We start from the raw sequence: 20,848 nt of genomic DNA, 5'->3' as shown, positions 1-20,848 counted from the left end.
CATTAGTCATTGGGAACTGCCAACTGAAAACTACCAACTGAAAACTGTTCACTGCTCTCCACAAGTCGTCATCCCGATTGGAGCGCAGCGGAATAGAGGGATCTTTGGAGCTGTTGTAAGATGAAAAAGATCCTTCGACTACGCTCAGGATGACAGTTTGAGTTGGACGAAATAGTTCACTGCTCTCCCCAAGTCGTCATTGCGAGGAGGAACGACGAAGCAATCTCTTCTTAAATTATACCACTTACATATATAGATTGCTTCAGCTCACACTAATCCGGCTTCGCAAAGACGAATGAGTCAATCCTTCGACTACGCTCAGGATGACAGGTTGAGTAGGACAAATAATTTATTGCTCTCCACAACACCCCTGCACCCTGCTATCCGGCCTAGCCCATCGAGAAAGCAGAAAGCAAGGGAATATTTGAACTCCCTTTCATTTCCCCACAACCCAAGGGAATTTGCAGCCCTAGGGGGGAATGTGCGTAAGCCAGGCCTCAAATTACCGCCATTGGTATTCCCTTAGCTTTATGCAACAAGTGGGGCAAGCCTTGATCTTTTGTTTCTTTTGGATCAAGCCAAAAGAAAGAGCCCTTGCGGCGGCGAGCAAATAATCAGTTTTCAGTTAACACCGTCATTGCGAAGCCGGTGTTAACCGCCAACAATTCAATAGTTCATTAGTCATTGGTCATTAGTTCATTAGTCATTGAAAACTGCAAACCGCCAACTGAAAACTGCCAACTACTTACTACTAAACCTTCTGTTCAGCAATTCGTAAAACTGATCAACAGAGCTTTGTTTATTCGCCCAGTTATTTTTAACGGCATAATTATTCTGCAGAAAGCTGTCAGCGGATTCAAAGTTTGGCATTTTGTTTACAATGTCCAGTGCTTCAGAATAAGCCATGTTATAACCGCTAAAGAGGTCTTTTATGAACAAAAGCTTTTCATTCAGACTGATGGACTGCTTTAAATCGGCAATAGGTGCCTTAGCGGGCTCCTCAGGACTGCTGTTTGTTTTGGCAAGCAAATCATTCAAGGAAGGTGCAGGCTTTGATGAAACGGGTTGCTCAACAGGCTTCACAGGTATGGCATGAGGAACGAAAGCCGGACGTTCATCCGCTACCGGCGGAGAAATAATAGGCTCGTCGAGTTTAGTGTCTTTTAATGCTTCAATAGGTTCGCTTTTCGCCTGGGTAAATAACGTTTCCTCCTGCGTTGGCTTTTCTTCCTGCTCCTCTTCGTGCGGAATCAGGAAAGGTTCAGGTCCGATTTCATCATCTTCAGTAGCTACCGCTTCGTTCGGTACAGGCTGCTGCTCTTTTTCGTGTATTCTTTTCTTTTGGGCAAGGATTTCTTCTTCCTCCTTACTTAAAGGCCTGTCGAATATTTCATCAACTGATTTCTCTTCATAATCAAACTTATCATCATCGCTGTGGTTACCCAAAACAAATTCAAAAGAGTTCGACTCCTGGTCAGGTTTAAAGAAATCGCGTGCTAAAACTTCTTCACTTGTTTCTTCATAAATGCTTTCATTTTCGATTGCTTCTGTTTCAGGGATAATATCAACACGCTCTTCCTCTTCTTCCGCTGTAGCGATTTCTTCAAGCTCAGGCGTTTCTGCTACAGCAGCTTCTTCCTGTGTATAACTTTGTTCGGGTAAAATGATCGTATTTTGTTCTTCAAGCAATAAACCGGTATCCGTTTCTGCCGGATGGTTTTCGCCATTTAAAGAGTTTAACTTTTGTGCAATTCTAACATGATCAGAAAGGAAGTCGGCATTGGCCAGAAAAAGTTCTACCTCCAGTTCATTGAGTTTTTCAGGGTGTTGAGCTAAGAATTGGTATTGCTCGTTCAGTTCGGTTAAAATACTGCCTATTTTTCTGAAAATATCCTGTTGATTCATCATAAGTGTTAAACGATTTTTTAGCGGTTTATGTTGTTAGCGCTTTTCAAAAATAACACTTAATAAATGATAATTAAACGCTATCGGCAAAAAAGAGCTAACGTTTTAAACACAATCAGAAACCATTTATTGTTTTAACAGATGGGAAATAACCGGGTGTGCACTTATTTCGCCTGATCTTCCTGTACATCGTGTATGGCACTTTGTACATTTTGCACCAGGCTTCTTTTGGCGGCCTTCCAGGTTTCCGGCGAAGCGAGATTTTCAATAAGTTCATTCTCAGAAGCTTCAGAAATCCCCTCCAGGTTTTTCAGTTCCTTCACTAAAGTATAAGAATTCATATCTCCATAACCGCGGAGTTGTTTAACCCTGGCAAGAAAACTATCCAGTGTTTTAATTTTTTCGTGCTTTTTCATAAAATATTAATTAAAATAAACCGGCAAGCAGTCTTTTTTAATTACGGCAATGATTAAATATAGGCTTAAAACACTTTTAACAAGTGTTGGCTATAAATACGTAAGTATTTTAAGTTTAGATTTTTTAGGAATAATTATTTTCTGCAAATCACTAAATATCAGGAAGAAAAAATAAAACAACACGCTGTAAAAACTTTAGGTGTTGATATTTTGAGCAAGGCAGATAACCTTTCCAATCAGATATTTTAATACCTTTGGCACTCACTAAACCACGGCGCAAACAGCTAAAGAATTATTGTAAAATGTTATTCAGCGAACAAAATTTTAGAAGAAGAGGGGAATTTTCAGGTAGTATAGAGGTTGTATGTGGCTCTATGTTTTCGGGAAAAACCGAAGAGTTGATTCGCAGATTAAAAAGGGCACAGATTGCTAAATTAAATGTCGAGATCTTTAAGCCCCGTACCGATACGCGTTACCACGAAAGTGCTGTCGTATCGCACGATTTAAATTCAATAAATTCTACACCTGTCGACAGTGCTTCGGCAATTTTACTTTTAGGTACCAACACCCAGGTGGTAGGTATAGATGAAGCCCAGTTTTTCGATAATGAACTGCCTGATGTATGCAATAAACTCGCCATGCGGGGCATCAGGGTAATTGTTGCCGGTCTGGACATGGACTTTACCGGTAAGCCATTCGGGCCAATGCCGGCACTCATGGCCATAGCGGAGCACGTTACCAAGGTAAATGCGGTATGCGTTTGTTGTGGTAATCCGGCCTTATACAGCTACAGAACCGTCGCCGATGAAGCAACCGTGCTGCTGGGTGAAAAGGAAAGCTATGAACCGCGATGCAGGGCTTGTTATAATATTGATAAGGGCTAATCATTTGGTTCATTTGTCATTAGTTCATTAGTCATTAGTCTCCACAAGTCGTCATTGCGAGGTACGAAGCAATCTCCTCATTAACTTCATTGAAAATTGGTTATTGGTTATTGAACATTTCTTGATTGGTTCATTAGTCTCCACAAGTCGTCATTGCGAGGTACGAAGCAATCTCTAATTATACCACTGATTGATATAGATTGCTTCAGCTCGCTCATTCCCGGCTTCGCAATGACGAATGCGTTAGTCCTTCGACTAGGCTCAGTATGACAGATTGAGTAGGGACGATTCCTTCAGAGCAAAACACCACTCCAGTCCGTCACCCTGAACTTGTTTCAGGGTCTCTCGTTCATAAGATGCTGAAATAAATTCAGCATGACGTTTGACGTTAATAATCTCTTCGTTAACATTTTTGATAATTGGTTATTGAGCATTGGTTATTGAATATTTTGGTTATTAAATATTAATCCCTTTAATTTAGCACATGAATATAAAAACCGTTTCTATATTAGGCTGTGGCTGGTTTGGCTTTGCTTTGGCGAAGCAACTGATTACCAAGGGTTATCGGGTAAAAGGCTCGACCACAACGCCGGAAAAGCTGGAAACGTTGACTGCTGAAGGCATCGATGCTTACCTCATCAACTTTACAGGCGAAGGAATAAAAGCGGATAAAAAATTCTTCGATACAGACGTGTTGCTGATTTGTATTCCACCGAAAAGGAATTCAGCTGAATTAAACGATTTCCCAACCAAGATTAAGGCTATACTGGATACCGCTGCACAAGGTCAGGCTAAGGTTATTTTAATTAGCTCCACCAGTGTTTTCAGCGATGAAAATAAGGCGGTAAACGAAAGCAGTGAAACACGGCCCGACACCTCATCGGGCAAAGTGATGCTGGAAGCAGAACAGGTTTTTATGAGCGCACAGCCTTCCGCTTATACGATTATCCGCTTTTCGGGTTTAATTGGCCCGGAGCGTAACCCCGGACGTTTCTTTGCTGGTAAAACGGCAATCCCAAACGGACTGGCTCCGGTGAACCTAATCCACCAGACTGATGCCGTAGGCCTTACCATCCGCTTGCTGGAAAAACAGGCCTTCGGGCACATTTACCATGCCTGTGCGCCGCAGCACCCTGATAAAATGCAATTCTATACCAAAGCCGCCGAAGTTTCTGGTTTGCAACCACCAGAGTTTATCGCAGAAAAAACAAGCTGGAAAGTAGTGGAGAGTATTAATGTACCAAGGTATTTAGATTACCAATTTGTAGTGTACATTTAACAAACCTCCTAACCAAAGAGAATTCTTATGGCAAACGATTTTATTTACCAATGCTATTAAATTTCTTTATTATCTCATTAGAAATAGCTTCAATGTTATTTCCACCTATCCCACCTGCTTCGGAAAAAACTCGATTGTCCTTAATCAGGAAGTGTTTTGGATAGGAGTGAAAACTAAAAACGTTTTGTAAAATAGAAATCTCATCTCTAGAAAGATTATAGAAAACACCATCAATGGCAAACTTCTTTTTTATATCCTGTACACTTTCGTCTTTAGTATAAGCAGAAATAAACATATTTATAATCTTTTCGGGCTTTAACCTGCTGATTAAATTTTTATAATGTGGCATTTCACTCATACATGGGCCGCACCAATCGCCCCAAAAGTCTAAATAAATATTATTGCCACTATACTTTTCAAATAAAGTTAAAATCTTGACTTTTAGGCTGTCCTCAAATTTTAAGCTTTTGATTTTTTCGAGAACATCAAAACTTTGAAAGTTACTTTTGATACTTTTTATCTTGTTGGTAATGGAATTAATTAAATAATCATTTATTAAAATCGCTTTTATATGTTTAAAATCGCTGTTATCTAAGTCAATATCAGCAGAATTTACATAACACAAATGATAATATAAAAGCTGTTTCAACACTCCGCTAAGGTATTTATCAACTTGGCCTAAGTAAACCGGCAAAGGGTTCTTTCCATTTTTTAACTTTTCACTTTCGTAATTTGGATTTATGTTAACAATTATCTCAAAAGCCCCTTCTAAAGATCTTAAAAACTTATAATAATTACGATTGACATTGCTAGTAAAGCTATTCAGTTTAAGTTTATCGAGTTCGACAAATAGTTCTGGAAAATCAATTCTCGTATTAATACGGCCATAAAAGGGGTTAGCTGCTAAATCTTCAGCCAGCGAAAAAATAAGATTGTTTTTTTGCCAGTTTAGAAAATTTTTGTCTGAAACGGAATATTCGGCATTGAATTGTTCAGCAAATTTAACTTGCTCCTGGTATAACGCTATTCTCTTTTTATTAAACGAACTGTCTGTCAGCTCCTTATTCCCTAAAATATTTTTAATTTCAAAATCATGTTTGTAAAATTCTACCGAATAAGTTGTAATTAAATTACTAAGCACTGAAGTTGCATTATTTCCAATCGCTTGAACACTTGGAATGGGCAAATTTGCTGATATATTCAACTGTAGAGGCTCTTTCGATGAGGCATATATAATGTAGATCTCGTTGTTATATTCAATCTGCATATCGCTGTCAAATGGCCTAAAAAAAGTGAATCGGTAAGAACCATCATTTTTGATTTGAACAGACTGGACATTTTCAGTCCCTAGAATATCATTTACATAAAAATTTATTAGTTTATCATTTCGCAAAGGATTGAAGTCGACCACTTTTCCATAAATCGTCGTAGAATCCTTCACATCAAAAGTACGCTGTGCATGTGCGTAGCTATAGTTGATAAATAGTAAGAGATAGAGCGTAAGATAGCATTTCATTGTTTTCCTTTTGTTGAAGATAGTTAAGTTATCCCGGCAAAGAAAAACGTTAACCATTTTTAACAAAAGACTAACTCAACAAGCCCAACAACTCTTTTTTAGTCAGATTTTTAAACAGGTTACTTTCGTTCTGAATTAAATCCTTCACGAGGTCCTTTTTAACAGACTGGAGTTTGATGATCTTCTCTTCAATGGTATCGGGGCAAATTAACCTTACTGCCATTACATTTTTATGCTGCCCGATGCGGTAAGCACGGTCGATGGCCTGGTTTTCAACCGCTGGGTTCCACCATGGGTCGACGAGGTAAACGTAATCTGCCTGTGTTAAGTTTAAGCCGGTTCCCCCGGCTTTTAAGCTGATCAGAAAAACAGGTATATCCGTATTATTCTGAAAGGATTTTACCGTTTCTTCCCGGTTTCTGGTTTGCCCGGTTAAAAAGGCATAACCGATACCTCTGGCATCGAGTTGTTTTTTAATCAGCTCCAGCATGCTTACAAATTGAGAGAACACCAGGATTTTATGCCCACTGGCTTTTGCTTCTATCTGCTCAATCAGCACATCGATTTTTGAGGAAGCCTGCAGGTAAGATTTCCCATCGGCCAGCAAGGCTGCTGAATTACATATCTGCCTTAAACGGGTAATGCTTTTTAACACATGCATAGAACTTTTAGGTAGCTCATCCTCTGTTTTACCCAAAATATAGTCCTGGATTTCCTTCTTGTTTGCTTCATACACTTCACGCTGCTCCGCTCCCATTTCGCAGTATAGCGTAATCTCAGTTTTATCAGGCAGTTCCCTGGCAACCTGTTCTTTGGTTCGGCGTAAAATGAAAGGACGGATTTTCTGCTGCAATTCAGCCGCACGCTTACGGTCTTTAAACTGGTCGATGGGTGTGGAATACAAATCGGCAAACTGCTGCTTGGTACCAAAAAGGCCAGGGCAGGCAAAAGACAGCTGCCCGTATAAATCGAAAGTGTTGTTTTCTATCGGTGTTCCCGTAAGGGCAACCTTATTCCTCGATTGCAGCATCCTGACGGTTTTATACCGCTGCGATTCGGGATTTTTAATGAGTTGCGACTCATCCAGGAAAATATAATTGAAGCGGTAATTTTTCAGGTACCTGATGTCGGAGAGCAGCGTTCCGTAAGAAGTTAAAATCACTTCAAAGGCATCGAAATCGGCGGTATCCTTGATCCGTTCTGCGCCATATATCGTTTTTACCTTTACAGAGGGTGCGAATTTCTTCAGCTCCTCCCGCCAGTTAAAAATAAGGGAGGCCGGAACAACAACAAGGTTTGTATTGTGTTTTACTTTCTCGCGTTGCGACAAGATAAAGGCTATGATCTGAATGGTTTTTCCAAGCCCCATGTCATCGGCCAGTATCGAGCCAAAGTTAAAATCATCGAGGAAGTTGAGGCGGTTTAAGCCATCTTTCTGGTAATGGCGAAGCGTGGCCTTTAATCCTTTCGGAATAACAACATCCTGCACAAAATCATCACCCTCAAATTGTTGTTTGAAACTTTTAAGTTCATTCTTTACTTCACCATCCAGCAGTGCATCTTCGTACAAATCACTTATCGAAGCATATTTTATCTTGTGGGTAAGCAGGGTATCATCAACAATCTCACCGGCGCTAAAGTATCCGATGAACTTTTGTATCCATTCTTCGGGTAAGATCCCCACGGTACCATCATCGAGCGTAACAAATTTGCTCTTGTTACGGATGGATTTGTGCAGGTGTTTAAGTGCCACCTGCTGTTTACCAAATTTTACTTCCAGCTTGGTTTCGAACCAGTCAGTACCACTTAAAACCTCAATATTAATATCGGCTTTGTGTGGATTAAGCTTATTGTTTTTAAGCTGATTGAAGCCTAAAATATGGATGTCCTTACTACGCCAGGCTTCAAAAGCATCTAAAAACCATAGCTCTTCGAGAAACCTTTTACGGTGCAGGTAATAGGCATCATTGGTTTCCTGATCATAAAAGTATGGGTGTTGGCGCAGAATTTCGGAGGTAAACTGCAGCTCGGCCTCCTCATCACGGTGTAGTGTAAAAAGATTCCCGAATTTATCCTGGGCCTGGATCTTCTTCTTGGAGAGTACCGGAATTTCGAGGTTTCCATAACGCATCACCGGGGTAATTAAAATATAATCTTCCGATTCTGAAAGGTAAACCAACTTCTCAATTTCCAGATCGAAACCTTTTTCCTCTATCTGCCTTGGCGTAGCGGGTTTCAGGAAAGAGTAATCGACATGGATGTACTTTTCCAGCTGGATCAGGATATTTTTCTGAAATTCAGGGTACTTACTTTTATGGATAACGAGCCTGTTACTCTGCTTAATAAAAAAGCCAATTACTTTAACCAAATCAGCATTTCCGATCAGATACAACTGATTTTTAAGCTGGATAAAATAGTTAAAGCGGATAAGGAGGTTATCTAAGGCATAAGTATGGCCATTGATGATCAGTCGGCCGTTGATTTCGAAAAAATCATTTTTTTGGTTAACCGATAAGCGCAGGTCGGTATCCAGCAGGCTAAGCACGACAGGTGTTACCGTAGCTGCCTGGATATTGGCCTGTTGATTACCCTCATGCAGGTAAACCGGAATAGCCAGCGGATTTTTAACAACGGCCCTTAAAGCTTCAAGTTCTGCTTCAACATCACCTGGGGTATAATTATTTTGAAACCTGCTAATCCCGCTAAAGTACTTCAGCTCGCTATTGTCGTCCGATTTAAAAATCAAATCTTCTACGGCAATGGCTTTGAAAGGGTTTTTAATTTTATCCCCTTTACTGAAGCCTGCATGAAAAAGTTCGATGTTCAGGTTGCTATAATAACGGTGCTTTCCGAGAACCAGCACCATATTTTCCTGATGCTGCACCTGCTTAACTGATGAAGGAACCTTTCTGGCTACCGGAAGCAATACTGCTTCCAGCTGTTGCTGTGCTTCCTTGTCAAAGGCCTGCAGGTTAGCCATTTTTGGTTTTATGCTTAGCTGGTCATCGGTCAGGCTAAGCATAAAAAGTGCATCAAGGTTTTCTTCCTTTTCTAGTCCGTAATCAAGGGCAATTTTCGAAAGCCTTTGGCTACGCAGGTTTTCATCAAAGAAAATAAGCAAATCCTGGCGATGTAAGAGATTGTATAAAACCTGTGCCTGATGAGCGCAAAGTTTATTTTTTGGTGCTGCACAGCGACAGGAAAGTTTTACCTCATTTTCATTTTGCTGCAGCAGAACAAGTGGAAAAGGCGTTATAGCAGCTTCATGACTAAAGGCAGCATAATCGATTTCAATCTGCTCGGGGAAGATGTTGAAAAATCCTTTTACCTGTGTATCTACCTGCCCGTTAAGGTGCTTTAAAATAAACAGATTGCTCAGGTTTTTGAGGTTGAAATCCTTTATAACATAATCAAAAGGATTATTCGCCCCTGCCGAACTTGAGTTTTGGTCATTCATTTAATGCAATATAACAAGAAAATAAATCAGGCAATTTTTAAAGTGCAGATTTTATCAGCGCCACTACGTCTTCAATTACTTCAGGCGATTTGAGTATTTTATAGTGCCCGGCATCAGGATAAGCTTTTGCCTTTATTTGCGGGTTTTGTTCCAGAAATGTGTTGAGGTAAGCGTAAGGCGAAATATGGTCTTCAACATCGTAAGCGAGAAAATGTTGTATCGCCGGATTAAGGTGATACAGGCTGCTGAGGTTAAAATGATCGGCTTTTACGGGAAACTCTTTACTGAAATTGTGAAAGAAGTTTGCCTGTGCCTCAACACCAATATTTACAGACTGCATGCTTTGTTCGAAATTTTCCTTTAGCCTGATGAGCGGCGCAATACTGATTAACTGTTTAGGCTTAAGCCCAGCTTCCTGAATGGCGATAACGTTTGCCATACCGCCTAGCGAGTGACCTACATAAAAATCGGGCTTTGCATAATCGGCGGCAATCGCTTTAACCGAATCGGCATATAGCATCAGGTTAGAAAATTCGGAAACCGAACTTCCGTTTCCGGGCGCATCGAAGGCAATGATTTCCAGGTCATCTATATTGCGGAGTGCAGTGATGAGCTCGTAAAAATCGGCCGCTTTAGATGCCCAGCCATGTGTAAGCAACACTTTTACCGCTCCTGTACCCCAGCTAAAGCAATTAATGGTTAATGCTTTAGCGGTGAAATAAGTATCAAAAACGGGCAAACTGAACCTTTTAGCTTCGGCAAGAAGTTGCTCCTGGTGCAGGCGCAAGGGCATTTTCGGTGAATAAAAAATAAATTCGCGTATTAATTTCTCGGCATCCTGATGTTGGTTTTCCGCTGAGATTTTGAGCGCATTTACAATTTCCTTAAGCCTTTTCAACCTTTAGCCTTTTATTGTGCCAGCAAGCCTTTTAAATCGGCTGGCGAATAATTAATCGATTTTAAGGTTTTATCATCGCCTTTTCTGAATACCAGGAACAAGCCATCGATTTCTTTGTAGTAAGATTCCGTTCCGTCTTTATCAAGGTAAAACTGAATGGTTTTTTCTGCTTCCTCAACCGTTTTGCAGGCTTTGCTCATGTTCGAACGATGTACCTCATCAAACAGGGTTTTAAACTTTCCGCCTAAACCGAATTCGTGAATAGCACCTGCAAGCACATACTGCAAATCGCAAAGTGCATCGGCAACTTCTATTAAATCATCGTTTTCAACCGCTTCCTGAAGTTCTTTCAGTTCTTCAGCCAATAGCGAAATACGCAAATTAGCCCTTTGTTTTGAAGGAATAACAGGTGATTCTAAAATAGGATGTTTAAAGGTGGTATGGAATTCAGCAACCTGGTTTAGCGAGTTGGTTTCTTGCATGATTTTGTTCGATTATTTATTGTGAGCAAACTTAAAAAAATCGGCTTAAAATATCGTGAAAACTTATAAACACCTTATTTCTTTTCCCTGATCATTTTAAAGAATTCTTCCTTATAGGTATCGCCTACCGGGATCGACTGGTCGTTAATGTAAAGCGTGTTGCCATCAATCATTTTAATGTGGCTGATAGACACGATATAGGATTTATGCACCCGGTAAAAAGGTGGCTGTGGCAATTGTGTTTCCAGTTCACGCAAAGCCTGATACGTAATAATACGCTGGTTTGCCGTGTAAACCGAAACGTAATTTTTTAAGCCTTCGATGTATAAAATCTCATCGTATTTTACCTTGATGAATTTATTTTTAGTATCGCCTTTAATGAAGATAAAGTCGTTGGCAGGATTTGGGGCATTCACCACTTCATATTGTGCCGGTGAAATGATCTGCTGCGCTTTTTCAGCTGCCTTATAAAAACGTTCGTAGGAGATTGGCTTCAAAAGGTAATCAACAACGTTTAAGTCGAAGCCATCCAATGCATATTCGGGATAGGCAGTAGTTAAAATTACCCGGCATTTATCGCCACAGATTTTAAGGAACTGAATACCGGTAAGTTCGGGCATTTGTATATCCAGAAAAACAAGGTCGACCTTCCCTTCCTGAACCATGTTCAAAGCCTCGAAAGCATTTGTTGTGGTTCCAACCAGTTCTAAAAAAGGTGTTTTATTAATAAAAGCAGCAATAATATCCGAAGCGTAGGCTTCATCGTCAACAGCTAAACAGCGGATCATAAATTTAAGATTAAGGTTGTTTTATAGGTATTACCGTTATTCGAAATCAAAAGCTCGTGTCTGTCGGGATAGATTAAATCCAGCCTGCGATGCACGTTTACCAGACCAACACCGCTTGAGTGGTCTTTCTGTGCATGGCTGATTTTATTACTCACTTCAAAGCTTAGTCTTTTTTGCTGCACTTTTAAGCGGATGCGCACCGGGTGAGTATCATCATTTACCACACCATGCTTAAAGGCATTTTCTACAAAGGGGATTAATACGAGGGCTGCAATTTTTTGATCCAATACCCCATCGGCGGTAAAATCGACATAGAAATTCGGTTCAAAACGCATTTTAAAGAGTTCGATAAAACTTTCGAGGTATTCTATTTCCTTTTCGAGGTTAACCATGCCGTCAGGACTCTCATTTAAGGTGTAGCGCATTAAGTCGGATAACCTTAAAACGGCGTTGGCCAGTTTATCGGAAACCGGAATGGCCAGTGAATACACATAGTTTAAGGTATTGTATAAGAAATGTGGGTTAATCTGCGATTTTAAAAATGCCAGCTCTGCCTTAACCACTTCCTCTTTCAGCTTACGGTTTGCCTGTTCAGCTTTAAAGCTCTGCTGTGCCCCGTAAATTGCCGCAGGGATAACCAGAAAGGAAATACTGTAATAAATATTATCCGAAACATAACGCATATTAAGTGTTTCGTCAGGGTAGTTTTTAATTCCAAACCAATGGAGGAAAAGGATTTGCTCAATCAGGTAGCGCATGCCGATAAAAAGGGCAATGACAAACAGGGCGCCAATGATCAGCTGAAATGCTTTCTCCCTTTTTAGAAATGATGGATAAAGCCATAGGTAGCAAATGTAAAATTCTACTATCTGAATGAAGTTCATCGAAATATCAAATGCGGCCTGCTTAAAGGTAACGCCCCTTATTAATGCCCCGCCATAGAAATAAGTCAGTAAAGCTATCCAGCAAATCAGGTGTATAAATACAGTTTTGGTTTTTTTCATAGGCTAAAACTAAGGAATGTTGTACCGGACGCACATTTTCTTATGCCAACTGCCCGATAAATTATCCCAACGGTGTATTTTAAAGTTTTAGTTACAGCACCAGGAGCATCCATACATTGCAGGCATAATGACCGGAATTACCAATCGCGGCCTCAAGTTTCTTAAATCCCGCACGTTCATAAAGCCAGATGGCCGTAGAAAGCTCGGGAAAGGATTCAAGGTAAACCTCATTATAACCAAAATGCTGTGCCGATTCAATACTCTTTTCCATTAACATTTTGCCCAATCCCTTACCCCTTGCATTGGCAGATAAATAGAATTTAACCAGCTCTACACATCCCTCAGGTAACCCATCGGTTGGATAAATACCGCAGCCACCCAGTAAAACGCCATCTTCTTCTGCCAGCCAGTAAACAGCACCTTCCTGCTTAAACACTTCCGATAAATGATCGGTAGTTGGGTCGGTATATACTGTTCCGGGTTTATCGATCTTAAATTCCCTGAAAACAACCCTAATCAACTCGGCCAGTTCTGCGTTATCTTTTTCTTCTATTTTACGAATGGTAATGCTCATATCCTTTTGCAAAAATTTAACATCATAATACATATTTGATGTTGTGTTAATATACCAAAGGTACATTTACTAATATTTTAAAGAAAGCATGAATCAAATATTTAGTTTATTTATACCAAAGGACAAAACATTTCAGCCCCTGTTTGAAAAAGGCGCAGAAAACTTATCGAATATTTCTGAGGCCCTAGTACTTTTCATCCGATCAACCGATCAGCAGGAAAAAGCCCGTATGGCGAAGGAGATTAAAGACCTTGAGCTGATTGGTGATAAAGCAACGGATACGATTTATGAAGAATTGAATAAGAGTTTCATTGTTCCATTCGACAGGCAGGACGTTCATTCACTGGCGACCAAGATCGATGATATTGCAGATGATATTCTTGCCATTGTGCTTAATATGGAATTATATCAGCTCGACACTGCCAGTGAAGCAATCATAAAACTAAGTGAAATCGTTTCGAAAATGTGTAACAGGCTTTGCATTGCCATTAAAGAAATCAAACACTTTAAAAACAAGCAGCTTATTATCGACATCTGCAAAGAAGTTGGGCAGCTGGAAAGCAAGGCCGACAGGTTATATGAGCAGTTTATATCGATATTATTTGAAAGTGAGCTTGATGCGATATCCTTAATCAGGCAATCGGAAATTTTAAGCCAGCTGGAAAAAGCAACCGATAAATGTGATGACCTGGCCAATATAATCGAAACCATATTTCTTAAAAACGCCTGATCATTTACCGGGCATTTCTTTAAAATTTCAGATTCAGAACAAAAGTTAAATAACCAGTAACCGAAACCGCTAAAGCTGCAGATGAAGCAGAAACACCGGAAATAGCGGATAAAGACCGGGAAGATAAAAATGATGATGCGGGTGATAAAATTGAAACTGTGGCCTCATAATTGTTAAGCTTATCTTAAATTAAAAAACATGCTGAAATAGAATTTATATTTTGGCGTTATGATAAGCATGAAAAAAATATTTCTATTTTGCCTGTTAGCCCTATCTATTACGGGTTGTGGCATTAACCAGCAGGCGCAGCAGATTAAGGCACTTGAAGCATGTACCTATAAAGTTAAAAACGTAAATCAGATTACTTTGGCCGGGGCAGACTTAGCCAAGCTGATTAACCAACAGGATTTTAACCTGGCCAGCTTACCGGGTGTTGCCCTGGGCTTGCTTAGAAAAGATATCCCTTTAAGGGCTAACCTGAACCTCGAGATTACCAATCCATCAGGCAACCTGGCAGCCATAAACCAGTTTGAATATAAAATTCTGGTGAACAATACCGACCTGGCGGAGGGGCTTGTTAACCAGGCGGTGAGTATCCCGCAAGGGCAAACCGTAACTGTTCCTGTACAAATGGGTAGTAACATTTACAGTTTAATATCGAATGGAAATGTTTTAAATGATGTAATTAAGGCTGCACAAAAAGGTTCGAAAAGTGATGAAAAGCTCGGATTGCTAACGATTAAAATAAAACCTACCATTATGATCGGTAACACTCCGGTAAAATATCCGGGTTATATTACCATTAATAAAGATATCAGCAGTAAAATTTTATTGTAAAATACAAAAGGCTCCGGTTGATTAACCGGAGCCTTTTTTGTTAAAACTTTTTATGTGGTTCGAAGACCATTCCTTTAAAACTGTTCTGATCGAGCTGATCGGAAACAAGCTTAATTTCTGCAACCGATAACCTTTCGGGCATGGTGGTAGATTGGGCGCTCAAGCTTGATGTTTTGGCGGCCGAGGTTACAAAGCTTCCTGTTTTTGCATACAGTAAAGCATAGGCCAGCAACGTTTCACTTTCATCGCCCCAGGCTTTTGTTAAATCTTCGTAAGCTTCTTTATCAACAGTTAAACCCGAGTAGTAGCCACCTGTACCAGCCTGGTTTTTCGTTTCAAACTCCGGAATGTACATATCAACTTTATCAATCCTGATCGGGAAGAATCCAACAGGCTTGCCATAGGTTGTAGTACCTATTAATTTAACATCCATTACCGGCTTTAAGCTATTTACCGTAAGCTCACTTGCAGACGCTGTTGAACCGGTTACGATAAAATAAACCCTGCTTAAGTTCAGTGAACCCGACTTAGCAAATTTCTCAATATTATCAGATGAGCTAGCCGAGTAATCGAGATCGGCGTAAGTAGCATATTTACCATTAACCCCTGTGGTAAAAGTCTGCAGCTTACCGCTACCATCCAATAAAGGCTGATGGGCTAAAACAGAAGCTTTTCTTTGAGCAGTTGTTAAACCTTGCAGGTAAGCATTATAATAGCTGGTAAACATGGTGTTTCCGGTTTGTGCGGAAGGACTCAGGATATTTATAATTTGCGTAGCTGTACTTACATAACCACCACCATTGTACCTTAAGTCGACAACAACTTCTGTTACACCTTGCGTTGCGAAGTTTGAAAATGCAGTGCTTATGGCAGCCGAAGCATTATTGGTAAAACTGTTGAACACGATATAACCAACCTTTTTGGTTCCGGCGGTATACACATTGGTAAAAAGAATTGGGTTAACGGTATAAGTTGCCCGGGTAACAGTTACCGTTTTAGTTGCGCCAGCCAAATCGACAAAAGTTAAACTTACTGAGGCATTGGTACCGAATAAGGCATCATTTAAAAAAGTAACATTGGCAGAAGTATAGGTTAAGCTGGTTCTTCCGTTTACGGCTGTTAAACGGCAACCGCGGGTTAAGCCTTGCTGGCTTGCCGGTGAGTTGGCATAAACATACTTTACGCGTAAATCTGTAGTGGTATTATATAGTACTGAAAAACCATAATCGTTCTCCGTGCCATTTACATCGGCCTTTAGCGAGGCTGTTTTACCGGTTGTGCCATAATCAAAGAAAGAATATTTCGGGGAGGTAGCCGTACTGCTCACATATTCGTAAGGTTTGCCGGTTTCCGGATTATTTGAATATTGCGTTAAGGCAAACAATTCAGTTTCATTTGAACTAAAACTACGTGGCTTGAAAGCATCGTAAGTTGGCAATGAGGTATTCCAGTAATACAACTCCTTGGCATAAAGGAAAATCGAATCTTTAGTTAATTCATCACGGGTGCCCGTGGCAGTTGTAGTTGGTGTTGTTGGGGTAACTTCTGGCGTTGTGCTGGCTTTTTTACATGCATTTAAAAATGTAACGGCCACAATCGCGATTATAAAAACTGATTTAAATAAGTTTTTTTTCATAGTAAATTGATAATCAAAATTATGCAATACTATATATACGTTAATTTAAGCTTAAAAGTTCGCTCAAAAAGAACTTTACATAATACAGATAAACTAATGTAAGTGATATTATCCGAATTAGCATAAATGAATCGTTAAACAGGAAAAATTTAACGATCAATGAACAAAAAAGCCCTCCATTTCTGAAAGGCTTTTGCTGTAACTTACAGGGATGTGATGCTACAGTTTGAATCCAGTCCTTCTACTAACTGAATTGTTTTTATAGGGAGCGTTATATAATATCAATTGAGGATTAAATTGCTTCGCTTAAAATGTAAATCATTTGTCTGTTATCCAGTAAAAACAAGTACTCGCTACCTGTTTTCGATTTGGTTTTATTTATTTTAACCACCTTGCCTTGATTTTCATAATCATCGGCGATCTCATCGCCCACTTTAACTTTATTCAATTTTCTGGATGGCGTGGTGTAATTGACGTTAATCATAAGCTAGTTTGTTTATGAAATAAAAATAGCTAATTAGCCCAGGTTCTCTTTATAAAGTAGATGAAACACCTTGTTTAGTCGAAGTAGCAAGCCCTCACGAAGATATGCATCATCAATATTTCTTCAAATATATAAAATCTTTGTTTAAAGCACTAATCAAACGTTTGTTTTAATAAACAAAAACTGAAACAGCTGCTTCTTTTACCCTGTAATTTGTCGCTTACGCCCCTGAATACGCCGGTTATTTTAGTGCATATTAGCGTTGTAAAAAATGATAACTATGGAAAACTTAACATTCAAAAAAAACATTAAAGCCCCTGCACAAAAGGTGTGGGCTATTTTATTAGGAAAAGACACTTACCCAGAGTGGACTGCTGTTTTTGCGGAAAACTCTGCTGCCGATACCGACTGGCAAAAAGGAAGTAAAGCCATATTCCACGACGGAACGGGCAATGGTATGGTTTCGAGAATAGAAGAAAATATTCCTCATCAATTCTTATCGATAAAACACCTTGGTGAAATTAAAAATGGCAAAGAAGATTTAAATAAAAACTGGGGCGATGCCTTTGAAAACTATACCCTTGAGGAGCATGATAACGTTACAACACTAAGCATAAACCTGAGTATTATAAAAGACTGGGTTGAGTTTATGGATAAAACCTGGCCACAGGCTTTAGATAAAGTAGCGGCGCTTGCTGAAGAATAATAAAAACAAAAAGCCTTTCATTACTGAAAGGCTTTTTTGGAAGTGGTGCCACCTGGATTCGAACCAGGGACACAAGGATTTTCAGTCCTTTGCTCTACCGACTGAGCTATGGCACCTCCCGTTTGGGATTGCAAATGTAGTATTCTTTTTTTCAAATGCAAGAAGGCTTTTAAAAAAAATATTCCCGTTTCTCAAACAAAAAGCCTTTCATTTCTGAAAGGCTTCTGGAAGTGGTGCCACCTGGATTCGAACCAGGGACACAAGGATTTTCAGTCCTTTGCTCTACCGACTGAGCTATGGCACCTCCCGTTTGGGATTGCAAATGTAGTGTTCTTTTTTCAAAAGCAAAACTTTTTTTCAAAAAAGCCTTTCACCAGCTGATTATCAACGAATTAATTTTACAGCCTTTTTTCATCGTATTGAAACAGAGAATTTAGAATCGTTACAAACTAAGTTATTTAGTTATTTTTTTATGCATGCATAGTAATTTATTTGAATTAAATATCATAATTTAGCGCTACAAACGTAAAACACATGGTAAGTCAAATTCTTTTTCTTCTACTTACACTGGCGGCAGTAGCGCTGTTTACGATTAATTTTCGCAAGATTATACGTAACATTCGCCTGGGAAAAGCAGTAAACCGCAACGATCAGCCTCAAAAAAGGTTGATAACCATGTTGCGTGTAGCTTTTGGTCAATCGAAAATGGTTGTCCGTCCTATCCCAGCTTTCCTGCACTTTTTCGTTTATGTTGGCTTTGTAATCATTAACATCGAGGTACTCGAAATTATGATCGACGGTCTTTTTGGTACACATCGTATTTTTCATGGCCTGGGCGGCTTATATAATTTCCTAATCGGCTCATTCGAAATCCTGGCTTTAACGGTATGGCTTTCATGTGCCATCTTTTTGATCCGGAGGAACATTTTAAAGCTTAAGCGTTTCAGCGGCGTTGAAATGAGCAGCTGGCCAAAATCAGATGCCAACTATATCCTGATCACAGAAATATTATTAATGTCGGCATTTCTTTTAATGAATGCTGCTGATGCAAAATTACAGGCTTTGGGTGCAGGTCATTATGTTAGTGCCGGTGCTTTTCCGGTAAGCCAGTTTTTATTAAACCTGTTACCTGAAGGTGAAAATGCATTGATTATACTGGAAAGAGGCTGCTGGTGGTTTCATATTATCGGGATTCTGGCTTTTTTGAATTACCTGCCATATTCGAAACATTTTCATATTCTTTTTGCCTTTCCGAATACTTACTTTTCAAACCTCGAGCCGAAAGGGGAATTCACCAATATGGCTTCGGTTACCAATGAGGTTAAAGCAATGCTTGATCCTTCGTTTATTCCTGCTGAAACTGAACCAGGAAAATTTGGGGCAAAAGATGTGACTGATTTGACCTGGGTTAACCTGATGAATGCGTACACTTGCACTGAATGTGGAAGATGCACATCGGTATGCCCTGCAAATATCACAGGTAAATTATTATCGCCAAGAAAGATAATGATGGATACCCGCGACAGGATTACCGAGGTGGGTAAAAACATCGACAAACATGGAGCGGAGCATCAGGATGGAAAATCACTGTTAGACGATTACATTACAAGAGAAGAAATCTGGGCCTGTACCAGCTGTAATGCCTGTGTTGAGGCTTGTCCGGTAAATATCGACCCCCTACAGATCATTGTAGAGCTACGCCGTTTTGCCGTAATGGAAGAATCGCAGGCACCGGCAAGCATTAACGCGATGATGGGCAATATTGAAAATAACCAGGCACCCTGGAAATATTCGCCTGCCGACCGTTTTAACTGGGCAGATGAGGGCTAAGGGTTTTAAGCTGGCAGTTTACAGTTTGTAGTTCCACAGCCTTGATACTTGACACTTGATACTCGATACTCGATACTCGATACTAATAATTAACACCTGACTCCTTACACTTAACACTTAATACAAAAATATGGAATTTAAAGTACCTACAATGGCAGAACTAATGGCTGCAGGAGAAGAACCAGAAATATTGTTTTGGGTTGGCTGTGCTGGGAGTTATGATGAGCGGGCGCAAAAAATAACCCGCGATATTTGTAAAATCCTTCACCATGTAGGTATGAAATATGCCGTGTTGGGTACTGAAGAAAGCTGTACCGGTGATCCTGCAAAACGTGCCGGAAACGAATTTCTATTCCAGATGCAGGCAATGACCAATATCGAGGTGTTAAATGCCTACAACATTAAAAAAATAGTAACTGGGTGCCCGCACTGCTTTAATACCATAAAAAATGAATACCCTGGCTTAGGCGGCACTTACGAAGTGATTCACCATACCCAGCTTATCCAGGATTTAATTAACGAGGGCAAACTTAAAGCCGAAGGTGGCGAGAGCTTTAAAGGCCGTAAAATAACTTATCACGACCCATGCTACCTGGGCAGGGCAAACGGTATATACGAAGCACCAAGAAAAGCACTTGAAGTTTTAGATGCGCAACTGGTAGAAATGAAACGTTGTAAAAGTAACGGATTATGCTGCGGAGCTGGTGGTGCACAAATGTTTAAAGAACCGGAAAAAGGCAACAAAGACATTAACGTAGAACGTGTTGACGAGGCTTTACAAACCAATCCACAGGTTATTGCTGCAGGATGCCCTTTCTGTATGACGATGCTTAGCGATGGCGTTAAACTTAAAGATAAAGAACAGGAAGTTAAGGTATTGGACATCGCAGAAATTACTGCAAGGGCTAATGGGCTTTAAGGCAGTGTAATTTTAGTGAGGCTTTCCCTGATGCGGTTTAAATCTTCGGCTTCGATATTTTTGAGCGGAATAATCATAGCTGTGCCCATAGAGTCTACATCACCTTTCTTGTCGTTGTAAGTTTGCACAATTACATCATCGTTTTTGGTTCTCAGATAAAGGAGGCCGGAAGCGGTGGTTCCATAATAATCTAAATCTTTAAATTTAGCGAGCTTAAATGCGAAATATTCAATTTTGCCGTTATTAAAATAGCGCTTATAACGGCAAAAGCCATTGTTAGTAACATTCAGTTCGTACTTTTTTATTTGTGTATTTTCCTGGCTGGAATCATAGTGTTCAGTAAGACTTTTCTGAAGAAAAACAACATATTCTTCGAGCGAATCTTTCAGGGAAAAAGCGGTTAAAAGTAGACAAAAGGCAGGAATTAGGGCTAATTTCAAGCAGAATGTAAACTTTTTCATAAGGTTAGCGTTTTGATTAGACCAAGTTAATTAAAATGATAA

The 20,848-nt window shown here is 39.8% G+C and carries 20 protein-coding genes and 2 tRNA genes; 8 read left to right on the top strand and 14 right to left on the bottom strand.

Going from position 1 to position 20,848, the window contains the following annotated elements:
- Positions 1 to 295: 295 nt before the first annotated feature.
- Positions 296 to 526: a hypothetical protein gene (locus R2R71_RS19230; protein WP_316832908.1), complete on the top strand. Its 231-nt coding sequence runs from the start codon at positions 296 to 298 to the stop codon at positions 524 to 526.
- A gap of 215 nt (positions 527 to 741) precedes the next feature.
- Here the strand turns inward: R2R71_RS19230 and R2R71_RS19225 are convergent, their stop codons facing one another.
- Together R2R71_RS19225 and R2R71_RS19220 are read right to left on the bottom strand one after the other, a co-directional pair.
- On the bottom strand, positions 742 to 1,908 hold the full coding sequence (locus tag R2R71_RS19225) for a hypothetical protein (protein ID WP_316832907.1): 1,167 nt from the start codon (positions 1,906 to 1,908) through the stop codon (positions 742 to 744).
- Positions 1,909 to 2,069: 161 nt separating this feature from the next.
- Positions 2,070 to 2,321, bottom strand: coding sequence for a hypothetical protein (locus R2R71_RS19220; protein WP_316832906.1), 252 nt, complete (start codon positions 2,319 to 2,321; stop codon positions 2,070 to 2,072).
- A gap of 302 nt (positions 2,322 to 2,623) precedes the next feature.
- Here R2R71_RS19220 and R2R71_RS19215 point away from each other — a divergent pair, with 302 nt between their 5' ends.
- Positions 2,624 to 3,205, top strand: a complete 582-nt coding sequence (locus tag R2R71_RS19215; RefSeq protein WP_316832905.1) for a thymidine kinase — start codon at positions 2,624 to 2,626, stop codon at positions 3,203 to 3,205.
- A gap of 484 nt (positions 3,206 to 3,689) precedes the next feature.
- Positions 3,690 to 4,484 carry an SDR family oxidoreductase gene (locus R2R71_RS19210; protein ID WP_316832904.1) on the top strand — a complete coding sequence of 265 codons (795 nt, stop codon included), beginning with the start codon at positions 3,690 to 3,692 and terminating at the stop codon, positions 4,482 to 4,484.
- 40 nt (positions 4,485 to 4,524) lie between these two features.
- On the opposite strand, the gene R2R71_RS19205 is transcribed toward R2R71_RS19210, so the two are convergent.
- From R2R71_RS19205 to R2R71_RS19175, 7 genes are all read right to left on the bottom strand, one after another.
- A complete protein-coding gene (locus R2R71_RS19205; RefSeq protein WP_316832903.1) occupies positions 4,525 to 6,000 on the bottom strand; it encodes a TlpA family protein disulfide reductase in 1,476 nt (491 codons plus the stop codon).
- A 70-nt stretch (positions 6,001 to 6,070) separates the two neighbouring features.
- On the bottom strand, positions 6,071 to 9,457 hold the full coding sequence (locus tag R2R71_RS19200) for a DEAD/DEAH box helicase (protein WP_316832902.1): 3,387 nt from the start codon (positions 9,455 to 9,457) through the stop codon (positions 6,071 to 6,073).
- Positions 9,458 to 9,494: 37 nt separating this feature from the next.
- Complete coding sequence (locus R2R71_RS19195) at positions 9,495 to 10,355, bottom strand: alpha/beta hydrolase (protein ID WP_316832901.1); 861 nt, start codon at positions 10,353 to 10,355, stop codon at positions 9,495 to 9,497.
- A gap of 11 nt (positions 10,356 to 10,366) precedes the next feature.
- Positions 10,367 to 10,837 carry a nucleoside triphosphate pyrophosphohydrolase family protein gene (locus R2R71_RS19190; RefSeq protein WP_316832900.1) on the bottom strand — a complete coding sequence of 157 codons (471 nt, stop codon included), beginning with the start codon at positions 10,835 to 10,837 and terminating at the stop codon, positions 10,367 to 10,369.
- A 74-nt stretch (positions 10,838 to 10,911) separates the two neighbouring features.
- Positions 10,912 to 11,625 (bottom strand): LytTR family DNA-binding domain-containing protein, encoded by a 714-nt coding sequence (locus R2R71_RS19185; protein WP_316832899.1) that lies wholly within the window; start codon positions 11,623 to 11,625, stop codon positions 10,912 to 10,914.
- The gene (locus R2R71_RS19180) at positions 11,622 to 12,629 is read right to left on the bottom strand and encodes a sensor histidine kinase (RefSeq protein ID WP_316832898.1); all 1,008 of its coding nucleotides are present in this window, start codon (positions 12,627 to 12,629) and stop codon (positions 11,622 to 11,624) included. The genes R2R71_RS19185 and R2R71_RS19180 overlap by 4 nt, the downstream gene beginning before the upstream one ends.
- Positions 12,630 to 12,720: 91 nt before the next feature.
- Entirely contained in the window at positions 12,721 to 13,269 is a 549-nt protein-coding gene (locus tag R2R71_RS19175) for a GNAT family N-acetyltransferase (protein ID WP_316832897.1), read from the bottom strand.
- 22 nt (positions 13,270 to 13,291) lie between these two features.
- Here R2R71_RS19175 and R2R71_RS19170 point away from each other — a divergent pair, with 22 nt between their 5' ends.
- Entirely contained in the window at positions 13,292 to 13,933 is a 642-nt protein-coding gene (locus R2R71_RS19170) for a DUF47 domain-containing protein (RefSeq protein WP_316832896.1), read from the top strand.
- Between the two features lie 237 nt (positions 13,934 to 14,170).
- Positions 14,171 to 14,770: a hypothetical protein gene (locus R2R71_RS19165; protein WP_316832895.1), complete on the top strand. Its 600-nt coding sequence runs from the start codon at positions 14,171 to 14,173 to the stop codon at positions 14,768 to 14,770.
- A 40-nt stretch (positions 14,771 to 14,810) separates the two neighbouring features.
- Here R2R71_RS19165 and R2R71_RS19160 read toward each other — a convergent pair whose 3' ends face one another.
- Both R2R71_RS19160 and R2R71_RS19155 read right to left on the bottom strand, forming a co-directional pair.
- Positions 14,811 to 16,406, bottom strand: a complete 1,596-nt coding sequence (locus tag R2R71_RS19160) for a S41 family peptidase (protein WP_316832894.1) — start codon at positions 16,404 to 16,406, stop codon at positions 14,811 to 14,813.
- 292 nt (positions 16,407 to 16,698) lie between these two features.
- Complete coding sequence (locus R2R71_RS19155; protein ID WP_316832893.1) at positions 16,699 to 16,890, bottom strand: hypothetical protein; 192 nt, start codon at positions 16,888 to 16,890, stop codon at positions 16,699 to 16,701.
- Positions 16,891 to 17,170: 280 nt separating this feature from the next.
- Here R2R71_RS19155 and R2R71_RS19150 point away from each other — a divergent pair, with 280 nt between their 5' ends.
- A complete protein-coding gene (locus R2R71_RS19150; RefSeq protein WP_316832892.1) occupies positions 17,171 to 17,596 on the top strand; it encodes an SRPBCC domain-containing protein in 426 nt (141 codons plus the stop codon).
- A gap of 43 nt (positions 17,597 to 17,639) precedes the next feature.
- Here R2R71_RS19150 and R2R71_RS19145 read toward each other — a convergent pair.
- Both R2R71_RS19145 and R2R71_RS19140 read right to left on the bottom strand, forming a co-directional pair.
- A tRNA-Phe gene (locus tag R2R71_RS19145) sits at positions 17,640 to 17,712 on the bottom strand.
- A 115-nt stretch (positions 17,713 to 17,827) separates the two neighbouring features.
- Positions 17,828 to 17,900 (bottom strand) — tRNA-Phe (locus tag R2R71_RS19140).
- A 230-nt stretch (positions 17,901 to 18,130) separates the two neighbouring features.
- Here R2R71_RS19140 and R2R71_RS19135 point away from each other — a divergent pair.
- Both R2R71_RS19135 and R2R71_RS19130 read left to right on the top strand, forming a co-directional pair.
- Entirely contained in the window at positions 18,131 to 19,426 is a 1,296-nt protein-coding gene (locus R2R71_RS19135; RefSeq protein WP_316832891.1) for a 4Fe-4S dicluster domain-containing protein, read from the top strand.
- 130 nt (positions 19,427 to 19,556) lie between these two features.
- On the top strand, positions 19,557 to 20,345 hold the full coding sequence (locus R2R71_RS19130; RefSeq protein WP_316832890.1) for a (Fe-S)-binding protein: 789 nt from the start codon (positions 19,557 to 19,559) through the stop codon (positions 20,343 to 20,345).
- Here the strand turns inward: R2R71_RS19130 and R2R71_RS19125 are convergent.
- Positions 20,342 to 20,806: a hypothetical protein gene (locus R2R71_RS19125; RefSeq protein WP_316832889.1), complete on the bottom strand. Its 465-nt coding sequence runs from the start codon at positions 20,804 to 20,806 to the stop codon at positions 20,342 to 20,344. The two genes, R2R71_RS19130 and R2R71_RS19125, sit on opposite strands and share 4 nt — an antisense overlap.
- Between the last annotated feature and the right edge of the window lie 42 nt (positions 20,807 to 20,848).

Origin of the sequence: Pedobacter aquatilis (genome assembly GCF_032678405.1) — a bacterium.
Classification (GTDB): domain Bacteria; phylum Bacteroidota; class Bacteroidia; order Sphingobacteriales; family Sphingobacteriaceae; genus Pedobacter; species Pedobacter aquatilis_A.
Note: the sequence above shows the minus strand (reverse complement) of the source record. Positions and strands in the feature narration are given on the sequence as shown.

What these genes read in the sequence shown, in the direction of transcription:
- R2R71_RS19230 (WP_316832908.1), top strand. Translation starts at nt 296, where the DNA reads ATGAGTCAATCCTTCGACTACGCTCAGGATGACAGGTTGAGTAGGACA.
- R2R71_RS19225 (WP_316832907.1), bottom strand. Translation starts at nt 1,908, where the DNA reads ATGATGAATCAACAGGATATTTTCAGAAAAATAGGCAGTATTTTAACC.
- R2R71_RS19220 (WP_316832906.1), bottom strand. Translation starts at nt 2,321, where the DNA reads ATGAAAAAGCACGAAAAAATTAAAACACTGGATAGTTTTCTTGCCAGG.
- R2R71_RS19215 (WP_316832905.1), top strand. Translation starts at nt 2,624, where the DNA reads ATGTTATTCAGCGAACAAAATTTTAGAAGAAGAGGGGAATTTTCAGGT.
- R2R71_RS19210 (WP_316832904.1), top strand. Translation starts at nt 3,690, where the DNA reads ATGAATATAAAAACCGTTTCTATATTAGGCTGTGGCTGGTTTGGCTTT.
- R2R71_RS19205 (WP_316832903.1), bottom strand. Translation starts at nt 6,000, where the DNA reads ATGAAATGCTATCTTACGCTCTATCTCTTACTATTTATCAACTATAGC.
- R2R71_RS19200 (WP_316832902.1), bottom strand. Translation starts at nt 9,457, where the DNA reads ATGAATGACCAAAACTCAAGTTCGGCAGGGGCGAATAATCCTTTTGAT.
- R2R71_RS19190 (WP_316832900.1), bottom strand. Translation starts at nt 10,837, where the DNA reads ATGCAAGAAACCAACTCGCTAAACCAGGTTGCTGAATTCCATACCACC.
- R2R71_RS19185 (WP_316832899.1), bottom strand. Translation starts at nt 11,625, where the DNA reads ATGATCCGCTGTTTAGCTGTTGACGATGAAGCCTACGCTTCGGATATT.
- R2R71_RS19180 (WP_316832898.1), bottom strand. Translation starts at nt 12,629, where the DNA reads ATGAAAAAAACCAAAACTGTATTTATACACCTGATTTGCTGGATAGCT.
- R2R71_RS19175 (WP_316832897.1), bottom strand. Translation starts at nt 13,269, where the DNA reads ATGTACCTTTGGTATATTAACACAACATCAAATATGTATTATGATGTT.
- R2R71_RS19170 (WP_316832896.1), top strand. Translation starts at nt 13,292, where the DNA reads ATGAATCAAATATTTAGTTTATTTATACCAAAGGACAAAACATTTCAG.
- R2R71_RS19165 (WP_316832895.1), top strand. Translation starts at nt 14,171, where the DNA reads ATGAAAAAAATATTTCTATTTTGCCTGTTAGCCCTATCTATTACGGGT.
- R2R71_RS19160 (WP_316832894.1), bottom strand. Translation starts at nt 16,406, where the DNA reads ATGAAAAAAAACTTATTTAAATCAGTTTTTATAATCGCGATTGTGGCC.
- R2R71_RS19155 (WP_316832893.1), bottom strand. Translation starts at nt 16,890, where the DNA reads ATGATTAACGTCAATTACACCACGCCATCCAGAAAATTGAATAAAGTT.
- R2R71_RS19150 (WP_316832892.1), top strand. Translation starts at nt 17,171, where the DNA reads ATGGAAAACTTAACATTCAAAAAAAACATTAAAGCCCCTGCACAAAAG.
- R2R71_RS19135 (WP_316832891.1), top strand. Translation starts at nt 18,131, where the DNA reads ATGGTAAGTCAAATTCTTTTTCTTCTACTTACACTGGCGGCAGTAGCG.
- R2R71_RS19130 (WP_316832890.1), top strand. Translation starts at nt 19,557, where the DNA reads ATGGAATTTAAAGTACCTACAATGGCAGAACTAATGGCTGCAGGAGAA.
- R2R71_RS19125 (WP_316832889.1), bottom strand. Translation starts at nt 20,806, where the DNA reads ATGAAAAAGTTTACATTCTGCTTGAAATTAGCCCTAATTCCTGCCTTT.